Source organism: Serratia sp. PL7 (genome assembly GCF_945957435.1).
Genome location: NZ_CAMFLB010000001.1, coordinates 1,924,523 through 1,943,374 on the forward strand (window position 1 = coordinate 1,924,523; position 18,852 = coordinate 1,943,374).

An 18,852-nucleotide genomic window follows, 5' to 3' on the forward strand; every position below is an offset into this window, starting at 1 on the left:
TTCAGAAATGTTCCGCCAGCCGGGCGATACGCGGCAAAGAATCCCAGAGGTAAACGTGCTGTGTTGTCACACTTAGCCCGGTTCGCCGGGCAGTTTTTTCACAGCAGGCAATGAATTAAGTGAGACCCTTCAGTGAGAACTGAAGCCCTCGAACAGAGGGAACCCCGCGAGGAAAGACCAAGGGCAAGACCAGCCCTGACCTGACGGCCGGGAAAGACCGGCACCAAATTTTAGGCAGTAAAAAGCCCGCACGAGGCGGGCTGATTACCCCGAGTTTACATCTCGGGGAGATGGATGAAAGGGGACCAACCCAATCATCAGGTTGCGTAGGGGACCAACCCTACGCAGAGGAAAGACCAGCTGCTTGCGCTACTGATCAGCAAGCAGTATATCAGGAGTCGCTATGAAAGCACTACAGATACCCGTCACGCTGTTTATCCACGCGAACGTTAGCCAGTACACCCAAGAGAAAATCTCCGTGTTCACCATGGATATGTCTCAGTACCCGGAATACGTGCTGCTGGAAACCCGCACAATCCACATCGACGTTAATCAGCCTGAACCGATCGACATCATCGGGAAACAGGTTGAAGCGTTGCAGCTGGAAAAAGCCCGTCTGGCCGACGCCACTTACAAACGCATTGCCGAGATCGACGATCAGGTGCAGCAGCTGCTTTGCATTGAGCACTGCCCTGTCGACGCCGACGAACTCCCGTACTGAGGGCGCGGCCATGAATATCGAAACCCACAATCTGAGCGCCGAGCTGGCGCTGTGGCAACGCCATGAAGAGGCCGGGCAGCGCGACCAATTCGAAGCCGCGGCGACGCACGGCTATTCCGACGAGGCGATCGAAGTTTTCACCCACATCGACGGCACCGCCGCCGACACCCGCGACCGCCTGCTGATGGCCGTAATGATGGCGACGCCGGACACCCTGCAGCAGCGCCAGCGTGAGCTTTACAGCTGGTATTGCGACAACGTGAAAGCCGTAGCGCGCGAGAAGTTTTAACCCACCCCGGCGCCTGACCAGCGCCGGTTTTTAACAGAGGAAAGACCAAAAATGCCTATCTACATTTCACTTTTTGAGCCGAAGAAAAAGGCCCAGGTTAACGGCGCCGTGCCGCTGGTGATCGCGTTGGAGGCGCCAAACAAGCGCGCAGCCGAAAGCATCGCCACCGGCAAACTGTACGAAGCCTACCCCGAGGGCGGCGACAACTTCTTCAACCCGAAAACCGTCGAAGATCAGACCGGACACCCTCGCCCGGCCGTCGGTCAGTTCGATGAAAAGTTTGCCTCTGAGAACGTGTTCGACGGCAACGCGTGGACGCCAAAAGAGCCAGAGCCGGAAGTGCCGGCCGGTCCTATCGACCTGATGGCGCAGCCTGCCAACGTTCGGATCGCCGCCGTTGTGATGTACGGTGATGCCGAGATCGATGATAGCCAGTTATCGCTTGTTGTGGATTTGCTCAATGATGAGGAAACGCCAGATGATACCGGCATGCGCGCGGTGATCGACGGGCTAGTATCAGTTCCCGCTGTCGGCGCCATGTACCCCGCATCCGTCTACAAATTGGTTTCAGCGCTGTTCCAAAACACTACTGCCATGCCGACCGAAGAAGCCACCACCGCATTCGCGCAGGCCTGGGTCGGCAAGCCTGACGATCGTGAAAACCTCACGCAGAACAGCACCAGCACCAGCACCAGCACCAGCACCAGCACCAGCACCAGCACCAGCACCGACAATGCCGGCGGCGCGGCCGACTACAACACCCTGAGCATGCACACCGCACTGTCGATCTTGGGCGTTAATCCTGCGGATGCGAAAGCGGCTGACGTGAAGAATGCGAAAGAGATTATCGCCAACCGCGATAACGCCTGGCGCGCGTGGGACAAAACGCTGCGTGTGATAGTCGGCATTCTCAACGTCGAAACGGACGTGCGCCACGGCATCATTTCCGACGGTCTGAAAAACCTCAAGCTGATCAGCGACGACGCCGAACGCCTGCACTTCGTGAAATCCCGTCTTGCTGGTCACCCTGCATGTCCTGAGCTGGAGAGCTACGGAAAGAACGCGCCACCGGTAGCAGTGGAAAATCTCGGCGGCGGCCGCTTCTCTATCGAAGGTCTGATCGGCAACGGTGAGCAGCAGCATGCGGATCCAGACACGGCGCAATCTGCCCCCTCAAATCAGGGTGAAAAAACGGAAGTGGCGCAGCAGCAGCAAGTTACCGATGCAGCAGCGGCGCAGGCCAAACAGCAACTGGATCAGATGGGCTATGGCGTTTACGCCAACGCGCCAGCGGAGAAATCCCCGCAACTGCAGCAGGCGGAAGAAAACGCCGACCACGCCGAAGCGCTGGCGCAGCAGCTGAAAGCCGACGATTTCCAGCAGCGCGCCGCGCAGGTTGCGCAGGTGATCGCTGAACAATCAGCAGAAGATGGCGACAACCTCGGAATCTGGAACCGCGTTTATAAGACCGATGCCAAGTTTACCAAGGCATTCAGCAATAACGGCGGCGGCACATCGATCAACGGCACATACATGGTGATGCAGGCCACCAAAGTATTCGGGCCGCAGGGCATTAACTGGGGTGTAGAAATCATCGAAGAGCGTTTCGACAATGGCGCACCGCTCATGCAGAACGTTAAACAAGCCGATGGGGGCTTTATCAAGTCCATAATTTCAAACGGCGCCGGCGGTTATCTGTGTGAGGTAAACCACACCGTGAAAATCCGCCTGTGGTACAAGCACGGCGGAAAAACTGGCGAAGTGCTCTCTTATGGCTGCACACCTTACATCTACGCAGCGCAGGGCGGCCGGTACTTGAGCGACGGCGAAGCGCCGAAAAAGTCCCTCACCGATGCAACTAAAAAAGCGCTGTCTCAGCTCGGATTCTCCGCCGATATCTTCCTCGGCCTGTACGACGATCTTACCTACCGCCAAGAGAACGATGCAGAGTTCGCGCTTAAGAACGCTAGCGAGAAAGCCGAGGGCGTAACCCGCATGCGCGAAGAGTTGGACGAGCATCTGGCGAAAGTGGCTGAGACCCTCAAAGGCGCGGTTACGGCGAATGAAGCGACCAAGGTTCACGGTTCTGTCGCCCGTGAGATTGAAGCCCATCGCAAGGCCGCCGACGGCAAAGGCGATAAAGAGTTTGCCCAATACCTGGCCGGACGACTGCGCCGACTGACCGCCCTGAAAGATGAACGCATCGCCGCATTGACCGAGGAGAAAGCATCATGAGCATTAACGCCATTGCATTAGCAGCTGATTACGCCAAGTTTCAGGAGCTGATCGAAACCTCCGACGATCTGACGCCGGAGATGATCGCCGACACGCTGGAGGGTATCGAGGGGGCGCTCGGCGACAAACTGGACGCTGCTTTTATCCACGTTCGTAATATCGAGGGGCAAGCCGACACGCTGGCGGCGGAAATCAATCGCCTGACCGACCGTAAAAAGTCATTCGAGAACCGCGCAAAGTCGATCCGCAAGTATGTGCTGGCGTGCCTGCTGGCCAGCGGCCAGGGCTCCATTAAAACCACGGCGAACACCTTCACGGCGAGAAAAGGCTCCGCCAGCGTGGTAGTCGACAATGCCGACCTGCTGCCGGATGAACTGGTGACGGTGCAAACGGTGGTTGCACCGGACAAGAAAGCCATCAAAGAGGCAATCGAGAACGGCGTGGAAGTCAAAGGCGCGCATATCGAAATCGGCGAACCATCGCTGCAGGTACAGTAATCACCCGGCCCCGGCAACGGGGCCAATACTGAGGATCTCACATGCTGAGAATGTACCTGGCCAAAGGCGACGCTGTGCGCGTGCAGTTTTCCGACGGCACTACCGGCACTATCTGGGTCGAAAGCCGCAGCGAGCTGGTGTTTGACTTCCCGAACACCGAGCGGTTTAAGCGCGAGAAACAGGCGTTTAAAAAACCGATTACTCCAAATCAGAAATAACCACCACCGCCATGTTTGCATTGTTGGAAACCACACAACGGGGAACAGCAATGCAACCATGGCAACCAGGCGCCCGCCTACTCTCTGATTTCGATATCAAGATTGGCCGGCTGTCTGCCAGCGTCAGAAAAGCGACGCTGAGCGATGACGATATCACCCGGGCGTGTCGTGTGACCGACGACGTAATCGCCCGCATAACGGGGAAAGACCATGAGCACCAACAACGAGCTGCTGACCGACGAGGAGCTGATCGAGATGACCGGGTATAAATATCCATCAAAGCAATGCGAGGCGCTAGCCCGCGCTGGCATATCTTTCATCAAACGCCGGGACGGGCGCCCAAGGGTAACATGGGCTCACGTTAACGCGGCGCTATCCGGATGCATGGCGCCGACCGTCACGGAAGAGAACACGCCTAACTTTGATGCGATGTGAGGGATCATGGCAGGTAAACGGAAGAATGCAGCAGACAACGCGTTGCCAAAGCGCGTTTACCGCGGCAAAACACAATACGAGTTTCATCCGGCCGGTGGCGGCTCAATCTCGCTTTGCGCATTGGATTCGCCACTGTCGCTGGTATGGGCGCGATTTGAGGAGGAAAACGCCGGTGCGCAGAAAAAGCGAACCTTCAATTTTCTGGTTGAAGACTTTTTTGGATCAGCTGATTTTTCCAACCTGAGCACCGAAACGCAGAAGGACTACCGAAAGTATTCAGGCAAGGTGCTGCCGGTGTTCGGGAAAATGCTACCTGATGAGATCAAGCCGCAGCACATCCGCCAATACATGGACAAGCGCGGCGTAAAGAGCACCACCCAGTCGAATCGCGAAAAATCATTTATGTCTCGCGTGTTCCGCTGGGCGTACGAGCGCGGCATGGTAAAGATGAATCCGTGCAAAGGCGTAAAGCAGTTCAAAGAAAATGAGCGGGAACGGTATATCACCGATCAGGAATATAGCGCGCTGTATTCAGTCTCACCTCCCCTGGTACAGGCAGCGATGGAGCTGGCTTATCTTTGCTGCGCCCGGCAAGGCGACCTGCTTTCCCTGTCAAAATCACAGCTGTTGCCGGAAGGGATTTTTATCAAGCAGGGAAAAACGGGCAAGAAGCAGATCAAGGCATGGACAGACCGGCTTAAAGCTGCGATTGCCCTCGCCGCAAGCCTACCGCTAAAGGATGGTGTGGTGAGCATGTACGTTCTACACCAGCCTCGAGGACACCGATATACGCGGGATGGTTTTAATAGCCGCTGGCAGACCGCCAGGGAGCGAGCTGCCGCCGAGTTTCCAGAGCTGAGCTTTGATTTCACTTTCCACGATCTCAAAGCCAAAGGCATTTCTGATCTGGAGGGATCACTCACCGAGAAGCAGGCGATTTCAGGACACAAGAGCATCAGCCAAACAGCAAGATACGACAGAAAAACCAAGATTGTGCCGGTGGTCGGCGGGCAGTAATTATTCAGTGCGCGCGCATAGAGTAAAAACGATGTTAGGAATGATGTTAGGAGCGGGAGCAAAGAAACAAAAAAACCGCCTCTCGGCGGTCTACGACATTACTACTTATTGCTTTGATTATTCGGTATTTTTATTCCCTGGTACCCGGGGCGGGACTTGAACCCGCACAGCCATAAGCCGAGGGATTTTAAATCCCTTGTGTCTACCGATTTCACCACCCGGGCTCGGGAAAGTTGGAGGCGCGTTCCGGAGTCGAACCGGACTGGACGGATTTGCAATCCGCTACATAACCGCTTTGTTAACGCGCCTTTATTCTGTTTGCCTTTTCAGGCCAAAGCCGGTGATTCACCCACTTCGTTTTGTTCTTTTGGTTGGCGATGTTGAAATCGCTTATCCTAATCATCTGATTCTTAAGTAATTTATTTCGTTACCGCCGAATCGATGGACTGCATTATGGACTAAACCCCCCACCTTGGCAACCCCCCGAAATAGCAAAAAGTTCTCTAACGCTTTCAACTGCTTATTTTGTGGGCGCACTGTTCACAATGCCGACGGAAAGGCAAGCGGAATGTTGATTTTATATGCGTCGGCTCGGGAATTCACGGGCAAATCGGATCTTTTTTTCTCTACAGGAATCGCTTACCTCCCCCTCTCCGGCTTTTCACCTGCTTATGATGATGGGATATCATGTAAAACATCATCATGGGGACATCGCGCAATCTCCAGCGCCGCAGCCCTGAACGGCCAACGCAACTGCAGAGCTGGGGACTTACGCCAGGTTGTCCAACGCACGATGGGTCGGCATCAATCCCCCTGCAGAGCACCGGCACGATGTCCAATCAAATGTGCCTGTTTTCGCCGTTCAACGGGGGCATCCTACGGTATGAAAACGACTGGAGATATAGGGACATATGAAGTTGTTCTATCACTCTACCGTGCCAGCTCAATGCCCTGACAGCAGCGTTACTGATTGGGTGCAGCTTGGCTTATCATTCGATGACAAGCTTGCCCACTTAGAAGGACGGAGGGTCTGCTGAGTTAGTGCAAGTTACTTTTTAAGTATGCCCAGTGGAAAAGCTGTAGAACCAGTCGCAGAGCCCCTTAAATGCCCAAAGATTGATTCAGGCTAAGGATCGAAGCTCCATTGGACACGGCCTCCCCCGACGAACTGTCGCCTGACGGCTACTTATATGTATGCGCTGCTTTAGTAAAACAAGCGTGGTTCGGGAGAGGCTAGCAAGCTGGCCAGCGTGGTTAACGCAAACTTCAGTTCGGCGCGACTCGGTGACATCAATGCAATTCGCACGCCATTAGAGGCGATAGTACGCTGTGCTAGGAACTGGCTGCCGCTAACGACCATTACCCCATGAGCACGGGCCAAGTTGGCAAACTCATCGCAAGTCCATGGTTCGGGCAATTCCAACCAAACGTGGAAGCTGTTGGGCTGGCTGCAAATTCGATAACTGCCAAGAACTTCCTTGACCAGTCTCTGCCGTGCAGCGGCCTCATCTTGCTGCGCTTTGACTAATCGCTCACCCATACCGCTGCAGATCACGTTGCTGGCCAACTGTGCCATCATCGGCGAAGGCATCCATACGCTGCTACGGACCATGGATGACAAGCGTGAGAGAGTCTCAGGAGGCGCGTACAGGTAGCCAATACGTAACGCGGGAAGAATGCTCTTTGAAAGGCTCGTCAAATAGATGGATCGCTCAGGTGCATAGGCCGAAATCGGTTTACTCGCTGGCTGGACCTCCAGAAAACCGTAAATATCATCGTCAATAATGAATACATCATGCTCGCGGGCAATCTGCGCGATTGCCTCGCGACGCTCCGGGGGCATGATTGAATTAGTTGGATTTTGGTGGGTGGTTACGCAAATTAGTAACGCTGGGCGGTGCTCAACGCAAGCGGCGCGGAAGGCCTCAGGGAGTAGCCCGAATTCATCTATCTGTACGCCCTGCAGTCGCCGATCGAGGCTATGAGCAAGAGAGATGATTCCAGGATAGCAATGCTCTTCGCACAAAATCACATCATTGGTTTTCGATAGGCTACTGATCGCCACTAGCAAGCCATGCTGCGCTCCGGAAGTGAGGACGATCTGCTGCCACGTTGCATCTGGCAGACTGCGTTGCACCCAACGAGCCCCCGCTTGCTTGTGTACTGCGTGCCCACCATCGCTGGTGTAGTCCATCACACGGCCCAAATCCGCTGAGTGCGCGAGTTCAATAATTGACTGCCGCAACCAACCGTCTATGTCGGCATCACTAGGCTTAATTATTGAAAGATCAATCTGTGCATTGTCTTCGGGGGAGCGCTCGCCTATCGCGCGTGGCGCAGCCTTGGTTTGGGCAGGCAGGACAAAGGTCCCGCGACCGACCTCACCGATCACTAGCCCACGTTTGGCCGCTTCGTCATAGGCACGGCCAATGGTCCCAGGAGTGACTTTCAAAGTTCCAGCGAGATCCTTGAGCGTTGGCAGCCGCTCGTCAGGCTGCAGGCGCCCGGAATTGATGTCCTGCTCCAGGGCATCGGCAATCATCAGGTAAACCGGTTTCTCATGATCGCTGTATTGAGGGACCCACATAGGTAAAGCACCAGATATCTTCATGAATGCCAAATCCTAGCATAAAAGTATATGCAAGCGTTATGGGTGTAATCGAGGAACCCGTTAAAGGTTATCGAGCTATTTTCAGAATATTTCCTTGATTTCATTACTTAGCCCACCCTAATTCTCGCAAAAACCGCAGGTAACCAGAGAATTAAAATAAAAATAAATAGTTTAAAATCAAAAAATTAACACCAAAGCAGGTGTTAGTTAAATCAGTGTGACAGAAATTAATTGAATTTCCGCAATCGATTCAATTACAGTAATTGAATCGATGCAATTAGGTTGAATTGATCGATTCATTAATGGCGCCTGCTTGAGGTAAAGCAAAAAAAACGTGATTTAAATCACAAAAAACAACAACAGGGAGTGCTGTCCGCAAATCAAGCGAGTCGAGCACCGAAATATGGAAACTTAGTTGAAATGGAACGCACACAGCACAATCAGGACACCGAGTCTGTGACAACGTTGGAGATCCGCCTGCCATGGGTCACCTCCAGCGCATGGCAAACGGTGTTAAGCCAGACTCCGCTGGATTTTGAATCCACCAAGGATATTTATTTTCAGCTTAAGGAGCAGGCCCAGGACATAATTGGAGCCGAACTAACTCGCCAGATCCGTACATTCGTTGAAGACCCGGCGATTACTGCAATGGTGATAAGGAATTGCCCACGAGATCGTGATACTCCGCCGACACCGTACTCTGGCGTGTTGAGTCCGAAGAGCACCCCCATTGCCTGCCTCGTGAACCTCTCGCTGCAAAGCCTGTTAGGTATTCACCCCGTCGTATACGAAGGTGAAAATGACGGTCGTTTATTTCGGCATGTGATTCCTTCACGAGCATCAGCTAGTCAGAAAAGTTCTCACGGTTCCCGTCTTCGCTTTTCCTACCACGTAGACAACCCAGATTTGCCGTTGTCGTCTGAGGCTGTCGGCGATATTTCGTGCTGCCCGGAATACTTGTCGTTCGTCGGCATACGCTGCGACCCACGAATCAACACCACACTAGTCAATCTTGATGAAGTCCTCAACAGCCTTCCGGATTCTATTGTGCATGAACTGAGTTTGCCGAATTTTGAAGTGCGACGCCCGGATTCTTTCGCCAGTAATCGTCGTTCGACGCCTAACCTGGCTGTGTTGGTCCGAGGGTTGGGCAACGAGTGGTTGTATCGTTTCGATAGTGAAAACACGTACGGCACAAATACCCCTGCCGCACACGCGCTTGATGTCCTGCGAACGATGCTTGAAACCCGTAAGTTCGATAAGCCGCATCTCTTGCTACCTGGGGACTTCATGATCTTCAAGAACCAGCGGGTACTCCACGCTCGGGATGCTTTCGAGCCGCAGAATGACGGTGCAGATCGTTGGCTAATTCGTTTGTTCGCGGTCAATAGCCTGAGCCGAGTGCGCTTGGCGCGTGCAGATCATCTTTACGAAGTCCTTTCCTGAATTTTTTCTTATAGAGGTATTACCATGGAACTACTAGGAGCCTATTGGGCTGAGCATTGGATATTTGCGATTATTTTGCTGGGTACTATTGCGTTTATAGCTGGCTTTGTCGACAGCATCGCAGGTGGTGGAGGCTTGTTCTTGGTGCCGGGCTTTTTGCTCGTTGGCCTGCCGCCGCAAGTCGCACTGGGCCAGGAAAAATTAGTCAGTACCTTGGGAACTCTTGCGGCGATAAGGAATTTTCTGGTCAATAGCAAGATGGTCTGGAAGGTGGCTCTTGTAGGCGTCCCATTTTCGCTATTGGGCGCGTATCTGGGGGCGAACCTGATTGTTTCAATTCCACAGGAAACTGTCGGTAAGATCATTCTTGCTTTGATCCCCTTTGGTATTCTGATTTTTCTTACACCAAAAGATCGGCCAGTACAGGAACATGTCTTGTCTCATGGAATGCTGTTTACTGTGGTGCCACTGACATGCTTGGTTATTGGCTTCTATGATGGTTTCTTCGGGCCAGGCACAGGAAGCATGTTTATTATTGCCTTTCACTACCTGCTCAAAATGGACCTGGTTTCCAGCTCCGCAAACTCCAAGACATTCAACTTTGCCTCAAACATCGGGGCGCTGGTGGCATTTGTTATTGCCGGCAAGGTGATTTATTTGCTTGCTTTGCCGTTGGTGGCCTGCAACATCCTTGGCAACCATCTGGGCAGTGCCTTGGCAATTCGTAAGGGCAATGACGTCGTGCGTAAAGCTCTAGTATTTTCGATGCTCTGCTTGTTCGCCAGTCTTGGCGTGAAGTATCTGGCCTGAGTTTCCAACGATATTTCTAACAAAGGTAGGAATAGTATGCGAACTGCATTAGTCACCGGGGCTTCAGCCGGCTTTGGTAAAGCAATCTGTCATCGGCTGATTGCCGAAGGCTATCGGGTCATAGGCGCTGCACGCCGCATGGAGAAGCTCTTGCTCCTGCGGCAGGAGCTTGGCGAACAGTTCATCCCGCTGCCGCTGGATGTCACTGATCCGCTGTCCCTCGACAAGGCGTTCGAGCAGGTGAGTGAGGCCCCGTTTTCCATTGATATACTGGTGAATAATGCGGGGCTGGCGTTGGGCATTGAGCGTGCACAGCAGAGCAATGTACAAAATTGGGAGCGCATGATCGCCACTAACATCACCGGTCTTGCCCTCGTCACTCATCGAGTTCTGCCAGGGATGGTTGAGGCTAACAGCGGACTGATCATCAACATTGGATCGATCGCCGGGACCTACCCATATCCGGGAGGTAATGTATATGGAGCCAGCAAGGCTTTCGTCAAACAATTCAGTTTGAATCTGCGCGCCGATTTGGCTGGTACCCATGTGAGAGTTACCAATATCGAGCCCGGCCTGTGTTCTGGGACTGAATTCTCGGTGGTACGACTCAATGGCAATATGGAAGCGGTCGAAGCTCTGTACAAAGATGTAAAAGCTATTGCTCCTGAGGACATCGCCAACACTGTATTCTGGATCATCCAGCAGCCGGAGCATCTGAATATCAACACGATAGAAATAATGCCGGTGGCCCAGAGCAGTGCGGCTCTCAATGTCGTACGCAACCTGTAGTGGGGTACTCGGATCAGTTGTGATCGGCATGGGATAGGAGTGGCACTCGAATCCCAGGTCGCGCTCTACTGCCAGGCTGACTACCGCATTGCCCAGCGTGAACAGCGCCATCGCCATCAACAACAGACGCTTATCCGATGATTGTTTGCCGTCCCTGTTCATATCCAGCTGCAGTTGCTTGACGATCTCCGGAGGGATAATCCAGAAACCTTGATCCAAGTGGAACTGATCAGGCGTCGCCAAGCGAAGTTCGCCCGTGCGCACACCAGTCAACATCAACAACCGTAGCACCAGCTGAGTTTGCAACTGTCCCCTGTAGGCACGGAGCTTCTGCAACAATTCAGGCAGTCCGCCCATATGCAGGAAGGGAGTTGTGTCGAACGGGGGATTTGGGCGCGGCCACTACATCAAGGTCAGACGCCGGATTCTGCTCCAGGTCCGGAACCTTAACCAGGGCATAGCGGTACATCGGGTGACGGCCGTTGTGAAAGCCCCACGGCGTTCAATGCTCTCGAGGATATCCAACAAGTCCGTACGCTTAATCTCATAGACAGATTGAGGGCCGAGGGTCAGGAGAATATCTCTGAGGAAGATTCGCTGGATCTGCTCCTGTGTGCTTTAACGGCCCGCCTTCAGACTCTTCTTGCGAAACTCGAACCATTGCTCGAACACCTTCTGGAAGGTGTGATTCTCAGCGAGAAAGGCGTGTCTGCGGTCCTGGTTTCTTTGCTTGCAGGGGTTGATGCCGCGGGCAACCAATTCACAAGCGATGTCGCGACGAGTGCGGGCTTCTTTGAGGGAGATTCCAGGGTAGGTACCCAGAGACAACCATTTCTGCTTGCTGTTCCAGGAATACCGAAAGTGCCAACTTTTGTTGCCTTCGGGTGACACGGCCAACGCGAGGCCATCAGAGTCGCCGAGTGTGCATGCCTTGGCAACGGCTTTTGCCTGCCGAATGGTGGTATCGGAAAGTGCCATGTCCAACTCCTCTGTGCCTGGTTCAGGAACAGATGGTCGGCATATCGCCCAGTGCCATACAGCAACAATGCGCACAAGCTCGCGTCCGTATTGATGGACTAAAAAATGGACTAAAAAGTGTTGGCTGGCGCTGGATTCCAGGGAAAACCTCTGGAATAAAAAAAGGGGCTTTCGCCCCTTTTTTCAATGACTTACAAACCTCAATGGAATTCCAAAGAACTCTGCAGATCAAAATTTGGAGCGGGAAACGAGGCTCGAACTCGCGACCTCAACCTTGGCAAGGTTGCGCTCTACCAACTGAGCTATTCCCGCATTACCAGAACTTACTGATTTCTTTGCTATCTTTCGGCAATTCATCGTTGTCGTCTGATGCGATGCATTCTACTTACCTGACGTGATGAGTCAATAAAATTGTTGGCGCATCACGATCGTTTGCCGATTTTTGCAGCGTATCGATCACGGTTCCAGCAGATCGTTGCGTGCCGCGTTCAAATATTGGAACATCGACCAGAAAGTCAGCACCGCCGCGATATACAGCAAACCAATCGCCACATACTCCACGGAGCGATCCGGCCGCCACAGCAGGCCCACCAGCGACATCATCTGCGCCATGGTTTTCACTTTGCCAATCCAGGACACCGCCACGCTGCTGCGTTTGCCAATTTCCGCCATCCACTCACGCAGCGACGAAATGATGATTTCGCGGGCGATCATGGTGGCCGCCGGCAGCGTGATCCACCAGCTGTGGTAGTGCTCCGCCACCAGCACCAGCGCCACCGCCACCATCACTTTGTCAGCGACCGGATCCAAAAACGCCCCGAAGCGCGTTGTTTGTTTCCAGCGGCGTGCCAGGAAGCCGTCAAACCAGTCGGTGACGGCGGCAAACACAAAGATAACGGCGCAAACCATCGGAGCCCAGTTGAACGGCAGATAAAACGCCAGCACAAAGAATGGGATCAGAACTACGCGAAACAGGGTAAGCCAAGTCGGTATATTCAATTGCATAATGCTACGGTAACTATCTGGCTAGAGTGGAAATTAAGAGTATGTTGCTACATTGCCCTCAGTGTTTCAATGCATTGTAGATCTTTTCTGCCAATGCTTGTGAAATACCCGGCACTTTTGCAATTTCCTCCACGCTGGCGTTCAACAAAGGTTGCAGTCCGCCCATATACTTCAACAGCACCTGGCGCCGTTTCGGCCCTACGCCTTCAATCAGCTCCAATGCGCTGGTATTTCTGACTTTCGCCCTTCTCTGCCGGTGACCGGTAATCGCATGATTGTGCGAATCGTCACGAATGTGTTGGATCACATGCAGCGCCGGCGAATCCGGCGGCAGAGAAATTCCCTCGCCTTCCGGGACGAAGAACAACGTTTCTAACCCGGCCTTGCGGTCGGCGCCTTTGGCAATGCCGATCAGCAACGGCTTATTCTTGTCCCAGGTGACGTTCAGCGATTTGAATACCTCGATCGCCATGCCGAGTTGCCCTTTACCGCCGTCGATGAAGATGACATCCGGGATCTTTTTCTCTTCCAGCGCCTTGCCGTAACGGCGCTTCAGCACCTGCGTCATCGCCGCGTAGTCATCACCAGGCGTGATGCCGCTGATATTATAGCGCCGATACTCCGCTCGCACGGGGCCGTTACCGTCGAACACCACGCACGAAGCCACGGTCTGCTCGCCCATGGTATGGCTGATATCGAAGCACTCCATGCGGTTGATTTCCGTCAGGTTCAGCACCTTGGCCAATTCCGCCAGCCGCTGATGAATAGTCGACTGCTGCGACAGCTTGGTCGTCAACGCCGTTGCCGCGTTGGTGCGCGCCAGCTTCAGATAACGGGCGCGATCGCCGCGCGGTTTGCTTTGAATTTGGATCTTGCGCCCCGCCAACTCGGAGAGCGATTCCGCAAGCAGGTCTTTTTCCGGCAGGCTGAAATCCAGTAAGATCTCGCCGGGCAGCGTGCGCGCCTGGCTGCCTTGCAGATAGAACTGGCCAACAAAGGTCTGCACCACCTCGCTCATCTCCGTACCACCCGGCACTTTAGGGAAATAGCTGCGGCTGCCCAGCACCTTGCCCTGTCGGATGAACAGCACGTGCAGGCACGCCATACCGGCATCGAACGCCACGCCAATCACGTCCAGATCGTCGCTGTCGCCCGACACGAACTGCCGCTCCGTGACGCGGCGTACGGCCTGAATTTGATCGCGAATGCGCGCCGCCTCTTCGAAATTAAGCAGTTTGCTGGCTTCTTCCATGCGCGCAATCAGCTGGTGCAATACCTGTTGATCTTTGCCTGAAAGGAACAGCCGCACGTAGTCCACCTGCTGCCGATATTCTTCTTCACTCACCAGGCCGGCGACGCAAGGCCCCAGACAGCGGCCGATCTGATACTGCAGACACGGACGTGAACGGTTGCGATACACGCTGTTTTCGCACTGGCGGATCGGGAACAGCTTCTGCAGCAGCGCCAGCGTTTCGCGTACGGCGTAAGAGTTGGGAAAAGGCCCGAAATATTCGCCCTTGGCGTGTTTGGCGCCGCGATGCACCGCCAAACGGGGATGGGTATCCGCGCTGAGAAAAATCAGCGGATAAGATTTATCGTCTCGCAAAAGAACATTATATCGCGGTTGGTACAATTTAATGTAGTTATGTTCCAACAACAGCGCTTCCGTTTCGGTATGGGTAACCGTTACGTCTATTTGCGCGATATTTTTAACCAGCGTCTCGGTCTTACGGCTGCTGACCTGCTGCCGAAAGTAGCTGGCGAGACGCTTTTTCAGGTCTTTGGCTTTACCGACGTAGATCACCGTCCCCGTGGCGTCGTACATACGATAGACGCCGGGTTGGCTGGTGACGGTACTCAGGAAGGCTTTGGCATCAAAACGATCATTCACTGCTTAACAACGTCTCCGCATTGAACAATCCATGTCGGATGGCCAGGTGAGTCAATTCGACGTCGCCGCTGATATTCAGTTTGCTGAACATGCGGTAACGGTAGCTGTTCACCGTTTTTGGGCTGAGACTCAGTTGCTCCGAGATCTCATTCACTTTTTTGCCTTTGGTGATCATCAACATGATCTGTAACTCGCGTTCAGACAGGCAGCTGAACGGCGTTTCAGCCTGCGGTTCCAGCTGACTCAAGGCCATCTGCTGAGCGATGTCAGACGCGATATAGCGCTGCCCCGCATGCACGGAACGCAAGGCGTTAATCACTTCTTGCGGCGCGGCGCCCTTGCTCAGGTAACCGGCGGCCCCCGCCTGCATCACCTTCGCGGGCAAAGGATTTTCAGTATGGATGGTCAACATGATGACTTTGACGTCGGGCGCATAACGCACAATCTTGCGCGTGGCTTCCAGCCCGCCAATGCCCGGCATATTCATGTCCATCAGCACGATATCGACAGCGTTGCCACGGCACCATTTTACGGCGTCTTCACCGCACTGGGCCTCACCGACAACTTTTATACCTTTGATATCTTCAAGAATGCGTCGTATCCCTGCGCGCACCAGTTCGTGGTCATCAACAAGAAGAACGCTAATCAAGGAAAAATCTCCAAAAAAAGGGAGTAACGCAATCGGCCTCTGTTTTCGCCAGAGATATTACTTGTTTTTCAGACAAGAATGAACACAGATTAATACATACTTTCGAATAACTTTGCGGAGCAGAGCTGATTTTTCAATTTTAGCCGTCTATGCCGCCGATAAATCGTCACGTCGGAAAACATCAGGCGACGAAAATAATTCCGCGGCGCTGTACCCGACACAGGATAGCGCGACAATCATGCTGCGAGTGAGAAATCTGTGTAAGCAATCACGACATGAATAATATTAACACGGCTATTGGCTATTTGTAATCATTTGATATTTAAAGGCGTAGCAAAATCCGCTGCCAACGCGGGTCTGGCAACCCACGGTCGAAACTATTATTCCCGGCAAACGCCGCTAAAATCGGTGTACTACGCTCCAAATAATTATAATAACCCCATCGTTCAACAATAACGTGCCGGACAAATACTTGTTAACCACCTCGAAATAACTTGCCGATAGAGGATGATTCGGACAAGCAATGAGCGAACGTTGCCCACCCGCGTGACCGGAGCAAGCCCGGTGCAGATGATGGACGCATGCTATGCTATACTCCGCGCCCAGTTAAATTCGCCACCGCGCGCGACAACTGTTTAGCCCACGCGCGGTGCGCCAAAGCAGCTTGTATCAGGCTACGGCCTCAAAAAATCAGGAGAGAAAATGAGCAACGTTGATTTCACTACGTCTGCAAACCCGGAAATCTTGGCGACCGAGGTTGCCTGCCTCAAAGCTACGCTGACGCTGATCCTGAAGTCGATCGGCCAGGCCGACGCCGGGAAAGTCATCATCAACATGGAACGTTTCATTGCCCAGATTGAAGATCCGACTCAGGCGGAAATCTTCAAGAACAGCATTCAGCAAATCAAGCACGCTTACCGCCAGTAAACGTTGCCTCTCAGACCCGCGTTTCATGCGGGTCTGTTTTTCCCCGCGCTACGCAACACGCCATTGATCTTGCACAGACTTTCGGGCAGTGTGTTGACTTTCCCCCACACCCGAGACCGTTATGGGCATCCTTGTCAAAGCGCTGATCGGCGCGCTGGTCGTGGTTCTGATTGGCCTGTTGGCCAAAACGCGCAACTATTATATCGCCGGTTTAGTCCCGCTCTTCCCCACTTTTGCTTTGATTGCGCATTATGTTGTCGGCAGCGAACGTTCAATAGCGGCGCTAAAAACGACGCTGATTTTCGGCATGTGGGCGGTGTTGCCCTACCTGGTGTATTTGATTTCGCTGTATTTCCTGATTAACAGCCTGCGGCTATCGTTAGCGCTGGGTGCGGCGGTACTGTGCTGGATTGCAGCGGCGTGGCTACTCATTACGCTGTGGGGATGGTGGCAAGGGCGTTAACGCCCTTGCCGGAAATGTTACGGCCGCCCTGCCTGCAAAACGAAGCCTCTCTGCCGATCGCCGGCGATACGCAGATAGCGGCTTTCACCGGCGCGCAGCGTCATCGGTACACTGCCGCCGGTCTCACGCCAAATACACAGATTATTCTCGATCATATCTTGCCCGATACTGACCGTAATATTGCCTGGCGGCACGCGAAATTCTGCTTTCTCTTTCGACCCCAGTGAAGCGGCGAACTCCCCATTCACATAGACGCCGGTGCGACAGCTCCCCGCTAGCATTCCGCTGTCGCGCACCACCACTACCGTAGCGTAAGGCGTATCCGGGATATTCTGATAGAGCATCAGACGGCTTGGGGGCGGCAATTCAGCCTGTTGCGGCGGTACGACTTGAGTCGCACATCCCGTCAACAGTGCAGAGGCAAATAACAACGCGGCGTAATGCTTCATCCTTGGCTCCTGAAGAAAATAATGCTTATCGTAACAAGAGAATAGCTGTCTCCAGTAGCATTCATACTGCAGAGACGAAAAAATCGGATAACTTCCCACTCACCCACAAACCGGCAGGAATAAGAAGATTCTGCATTAAAGCTATTGAAATAAAGGCGATTCTTGCAGATTTAAAACTTGACCATGCCACGTTGGATATCTGCCGCAAAAGCACCACTGACGTAACTGAAACCATCCTGCGTGACGTAAACTCGGGTATGACCGGTCTCTGATAACACCGCCACCATATATCCCAGGCTGATCATTTCATGTGATGGAACGTTCATTGGGGTTAGAAATCCGCGTCCGCGGCACCACTGATAAAAGCGAGTTCGCCCATATCCCAACACGGCCCCCACATCGGAGAGGTGCTTGAAAGTATCATAATCCTCTGATGGTGAAGGTAAACCGTCATGACTTTCAGGCGTTTTCTTTATCCCAGACAAAATAAACTCCTTTTTTGACGCTGTCGCGTACGATTACCCTTCCTCTAAAATTAATTTAAAAAATCCAAATTTAAAATGCAAATGAATTCCCTGTAACTAAAAGCCTTCCCCAGAAAAAACCCGGAAATAAAACCCCAATAAAAAAACAGAAATAAAAAAATAGAGTATTAATACCGAGTATTAAATCCTTGGCATGGGTAAATATCCTAAATAAAAATAATAGTCAGGCAAGATAAGAACATACTTAGCATGCGTATTATTTCACTCATCAAAACGATGCAATTGCGCTCGGATCATTACGGCATAAAAAGAATGAATAAAACCAGCACCACATCGACCCACCTTCGTCGTGTGGTCGCAGATCCCTACAGACTTCCCCAATGTGCCACATCCTCTCTCAACGCGGCACTTCCTCAATCATACCTAAACAATAACCATTATCATTTCCAATTATTCCGCCAGTTTATTACACTTTCCTACCTCGCCAGTTAGGAACATTCCTAGTCGGAGAGCCTCAGGACAGAGAAAGAGTTAGGGACACCATGAAGAATTACCGTTGTTTGATTGTTTTGCCGCTTTTGATGATGACCGCCTGCACCCAATGGGAAAGGCCCGGCGCGGTCGAGAGTACCCGGGATGCCGAATATGCCGAATGCCGCAGCCGCGGCTACGATCGTTTTCCGCCGGACGTGGTGCGGGACGTGGAGTTCAGCTACGAAAACAAATACATCCCTTGCGAGAAAAATAAGAAAGATTGCCCATCGGGATACCGCTATGACAAAGAGCCGTCGATTAAGACGGTGCAGACCGACCGCAATCAGTCCGCCCGAAACGCCACCATCGAAGCCTGTATGTACAGCAAAGGTTGGCGAGAGAAAACCTACTATTGGCCGCAATGGTGATGTGGCGGCGTTTGCCTAGGGTGACATGCCGCTAA

20 protein-coding genes and 3 tRNA genes are annotated in these 18,852 nt (G+C 53.0%); 13 read left to right on the plus strand and 10 right to left on the minus strand.

The features are described 5' to 3' along the window. Window positions 1-403 precede the first annotated feature (403 nt). The 7 genes from N6G83_RS09315 to N6G83_RS09350 all read left to right on the plus strand — a co-directional run bounded on the left by N6G83_RS09315 (window position 404) and on the right by N6G83_RS09350 (window position 5,412). Window positions 404-721 carry a hypothetical protein gene (locus tag N6G83_RS09315; RefSeq protein WP_060435313.1) on the plus strand — a complete coding sequence of 106 codons (318 nt, stop codon included), beginning with the start codon at window positions 404-406 and terminating at the stop codon, window positions 719-721. A gap of 10 nt (window positions 722-731) precedes the next feature. After that, the gene (locus tag N6G83_RS09320) at window positions 732-1,010 is read left to right on the plus strand and encodes a hypothetical protein (protein ID WP_260515192.1); all 279 of its coding nucleotides are present in this window, start codon (window positions 732-734) and stop codon (window positions 1,008-1,010) included. 51 nt (window positions 1,011-1,061) lie between these two features. After that, window positions 1,062-3,245, plus strand: a complete 2,184-nt coding sequence (locus N6G83_RS09325; RefSeq protein ID WP_260515194.1) for a hypothetical protein — start codon at window positions 1,062-1,064, stop codon at window positions 3,243-3,245. Next, on the plus strand, window positions 3,242-3,742 hold the full coding sequence (locus tag N6G83_RS09330; RefSeq protein ID WP_260515196.1) for a siphovirus Gp157 family protein: 501 nt from the start codon (window positions 3,242-3,244) through the stop codon (window positions 3,740-3,742). The genes N6G83_RS09325 and N6G83_RS09330 overlap by 4 nt, the downstream gene beginning before the upstream one ends. Window positions 3,743-3,783: 41 nt before the next feature. Next, window positions 3,784-3,960, plus strand: a complete 177-nt coding sequence (locus N6G83_RS09335) for a hypothetical protein (RefSeq protein ID WP_199559748.1) — start codon at window positions 3,784-3,786, stop codon at window positions 3,958-3,960. 210 nt (window positions 3,961-4,170) lie between these two features. Continuing rightward, on the plus strand, window positions 4,171-4,395 hold the full coding sequence (locus N6G83_RS09345) for a DUF4224 domain-containing protein (RefSeq protein ID WP_260515199.1): 225 nt from the start codon (window positions 4,171-4,173) through the stop codon (window positions 4,393-4,395). 6 nt (window positions 4,396-4,401) lie between these two features. Continuing rightward, entirely contained in the window at window positions 4,402-5,412 is a 1,011-nt protein-coding gene (locus N6G83_RS09350; RefSeq protein WP_260515201.1) for a tyrosine-type recombinase/integrase, read from the plus strand. A gap of 138 nt (window positions 5,413-5,550) precedes the next feature. Here the strand turns inward: N6G83_RS09350 and N6G83_RS09355 are convergent. From N6G83_RS09355 to N6G83_RS09365, 3 genes are all read right to left on the minus strand, one after another. Continuing rightward, window positions 5,551-5,636: transfer RNA gene (locus tag N6G83_RS09355), tRNA-Leu, on the minus strand. Window positions 5,637-5,646: 10 nt separating this feature from the next. Continuing rightward, window positions 5,647-5,720, minus strand: a tRNA-Cys gene (locus N6G83_RS09360). An 896-nt stretch (window positions 5,721-6,616) separates the two neighbouring features. Continuing rightward, complete coding sequence (locus N6G83_RS09365; protein ID WP_225735594.1) at window positions 6,617-8,023, minus strand: PLP-dependent aminotransferase family protein; 1,407 nt, start codon at window positions 8,021-8,023, stop codon at window positions 6,617-6,619. A gap of 420 nt (window positions 8,024-8,443) precedes the next feature. Between N6G83_RS09365 and N6G83_RS09370 the strand changes: the two genes are divergently transcribed. The 3 genes from N6G83_RS09370 to N6G83_RS09380 are packed head-to-tail and all read left to right on the plus strand — an operon-like array spanning window position 8,444 to window position 11,068. Continuing rightward, entirely contained in the window at window positions 8,444-9,469 is a 1,026-nt protein-coding gene (locus N6G83_RS09370) for a TauD/TfdA family dioxygenase (RefSeq protein WP_099817368.1), read from the plus strand. A gap of 24 nt (window positions 9,470-9,493) precedes the next feature. Continuing rightward, window positions 9,494-10,279: a sulfite exporter TauE/SafE family protein gene (locus tag N6G83_RS09375; RefSeq protein ID WP_025302363.1), complete on the plus strand. Its 786-nt coding sequence runs from the start codon at window positions 9,494-9,496 to the stop codon at window positions 10,277-10,279. A 36-nt stretch (window positions 10,280-10,315) separates the two neighbouring features. Continuing rightward, window positions 10,316-11,068 carry an SDR family NAD(P)-dependent oxidoreductase gene (locus N6G83_RS09380; protein ID WP_071826108.1) on the plus strand — a complete coding sequence of 251 codons (753 nt, stop codon included), beginning with the start codon at window positions 10,316-10,318 and terminating at the stop codon, window positions 11,066-11,068. 618 nt (window positions 11,069-11,686) lie between these two features. Here the strand turns inward: N6G83_RS09380 and N6G83_RS54915 are convergent. From N6G83_RS54915 to uvrY, 5 genes are all read right to left on the minus strand, one after another. Then, complete coding sequence (locus N6G83_RS54915) at window positions 11,687-12,046, minus strand: Arm DNA-binding domain-containing protein (protein WP_065424614.1); 360 nt, start codon at window positions 12,044-12,046, stop codon at window positions 11,687-11,689. 236 nt (window positions 12,047-12,282) lie between these two features. Further along, a tRNA-Gly gene (locus N6G83_RS09390) sits at window positions 12,283-12,358 on the minus strand. Window positions 12,359-12,502: 144 nt separating this feature from the next. Beyond that, the gene (gene pgsA / locus N6G83_RS09395; RefSeq protein ID WP_004927937.1) at window positions 12,503-13,051 is read right to left on the minus strand and encodes a CDP-diacylglycerol--glycerol-3-phosphate 3-phosphatidyltransferase; all 549 of its coding nucleotides are present in this window, start codon (window positions 13,049-13,051) and stop codon (window positions 12,503-12,505) included. Between the two features lie 58 nt (window positions 13,052-13,109). Further along, window positions 13,110-14,942: an excinuclease ABC subunit UvrC gene (gene uvrC / locus N6G83_RS09400; protein ID WP_025302361.1), complete on the minus strand. Its 1,833-nt coding sequence runs from the start codon at window positions 14,940-14,942 to the stop codon at window positions 13,110-13,112. Next, the gene (gene uvrY / locus N6G83_RS09405; protein WP_004927947.1) at window positions 14,935-15,591 is read right to left on the minus strand and encodes a UvrY/SirA/GacA family response regulator transcription factor; all 657 of its coding nucleotides are present in this window, start codon (window positions 15,589-15,591) and stop codon (window positions 14,935-14,937) included. Before uvrY ends, uvrC begins: the two co-directional genes overlap by 8 nt. A gap of 702 nt (window positions 15,592-16,293) precedes the next feature. On the opposite strand from uvrY, the gene N6G83_RS09410 reads away from it, so the two are divergent. Next, a complete protein-coding gene (locus N6G83_RS09410) occupies window positions 16,294-16,518 on the plus strand; it encodes a DUF2594 family protein (protein ID WP_004927950.1) in 225 nt (74 codons plus the stop codon). Window positions 16,519-16,639: 121 nt separating this feature from the next. Beyond that, complete coding sequence (locus N6G83_RS09415) at window positions 16,640-16,981, plus strand: GlpM family protein (protein WP_025302360.1); 342 nt, start codon at window positions 16,640-16,642, stop codon at window positions 16,979-16,981. A gap of 17 nt (window positions 16,982-16,998) precedes the next feature. Here the strand turns inward: N6G83_RS09415 and N6G83_RS09420 are convergent, their stop codons facing one another. Together N6G83_RS09420 and N6G83_RS09425 are read right to left on the minus strand one after the other, a co-directional pair. After that, entirely contained in the window at window positions 16,999-17,430 is a 432-nt protein-coding gene (locus N6G83_RS09420) for a hypothetical protein (RefSeq protein ID WP_025302359.1), read from the minus strand. Between the two features lie 170 nt (window positions 17,431-17,600). Beyond that, window positions 17,601-17,915 (minus strand): hypothetical protein, encoded by a 315-nt coding sequence (locus N6G83_RS09425; RefSeq protein ID WP_127146676.1) that lies wholly within the window; start codon window positions 17,913-17,915, stop codon window positions 17,601-17,603. A gap of 542 nt (window positions 17,916-18,457) precedes the next feature. On the opposite strand from N6G83_RS09425, the gene N6G83_RS09430 reads away from it, so the two are divergent. Further along, entirely contained in the window at window positions 18,458-18,817 is a 360-nt protein-coding gene (locus N6G83_RS09430) for a hypothetical protein (RefSeq protein WP_025302358.1), read from the plus strand. The last annotated feature ends 35 nt before the right edge of the window (window positions 18,818-18,852 follow it).

Bases quoted from the DNA above. Each gene is read 5' to 3' on its own strand.
- N6G83_RS09370 (WP_099817368.1), top strand. From the start codon at position 8,444: ATGGAACGCACACAGCACAATCAGGACACCGAGTCTGTGACAACGTTG.
- N6G83_RS09410 (WP_004927950.1), top strand. From the start codon at position 16,294: ATGAGCAACGTTGATTTCACTACGTCTGCAAACCCGGAAATCTTGGCG.
- N6G83_RS09375 (WP_025302363.1), top strand. From the start codon at position 9,494: ATGGAACTACTAGGAGCCTATTGGGCTGAGCATTGGATATTTGCGATT.
- N6G83_RS09345 (WP_260515199.1), top strand. From the start codon at position 4,171: ATGAGCACCAACAACGAGCTGCTGACCGACGAGGAGCTGATCGAGATG.
- N6G83_RS54915 (WP_065424614.1), bottom strand. From the start codon at position 12,046: ATGGCACTTTCCGATACCACCATTCGGCAGGCAAAAGCCGTTGCCAAG.
- N6G83_RS09380 (WP_071826108.1), top strand. From the start codon at position 10,316: ATGCGAACTGCATTAGTCACCGGGGCTTCAGCCGGCTTTGGTAAAGCA.
- N6G83_RS09315 (WP_060435313.1), top strand. From the start codon at position 404: ATGAAAGCACTACAGATACCCGTCACGCTGTTTATCCACGCGAACGTT.
- N6G83_RS09350 (WP_260515201.1), top strand. From the start codon at position 4,402: ATGGCAGGTAAACGGAAGAATGCAGCAGACAACGCGTTGCCAAAGCGC.
- pgsA (WP_004927937.1), bottom strand. From the start codon at position 13,051: ATGCAATTGAATATACCGACTTGGCTTACCCTGTTTCGCGTAGTTCTG.
- N6G83_RS09365 (WP_225735594.1), bottom strand. From the start codon at position 8,023: ATGAAGATATCTGGTGCTTTACCTATGTGGGTCCCTCAATACAGCGAT.
- N6G83_RS09335 (WP_199559748.1), top strand. From the start codon at position 3,784: ATGCTGAGAATGTACCTGGCCAAAGGCGACGCTGTGCGCGTGCAGTTT.
- N6G83_RS09330 (WP_260515196.1), top strand. From the start codon at position 3,242: ATGAGCATTAACGCCATTGCATTAGCAGCTGATTACGCCAAGTTTCAG.
- N6G83_RS09325 (WP_260515194.1), top strand. From the start codon at position 1,062: ATGCCTATCTACATTTCACTTTTTGAGCCGAAGAAAAAGGCCCAGGTT.
- N6G83_RS09320 (WP_260515192.1), top strand. From the start codon at position 732: ATGAATATCGAAACCCACAATCTGAGCGCCGAGCTGGCGCTGTGGCAA.
- N6G83_RS09420 (WP_025302359.1), bottom strand. From the start codon at position 17,430: ATGAAGCATTACGCCGCGTTGTTATTTGCCTCTGCACTGTTGACGGGA.
- N6G83_RS09415 (WP_025302360.1), top strand. From the start codon at position 16,640: ATGGGCATCCTTGTCAAAGCGCTGATCGGCGCGCTGGTCGTGGTTCTG.
- N6G83_RS09430 (WP_025302358.1), top strand. From the start codon at position 18,458: ATGAAGAATTACCGTTGTTTGATTGTTTTGCCGCTTTTGATGATGACC.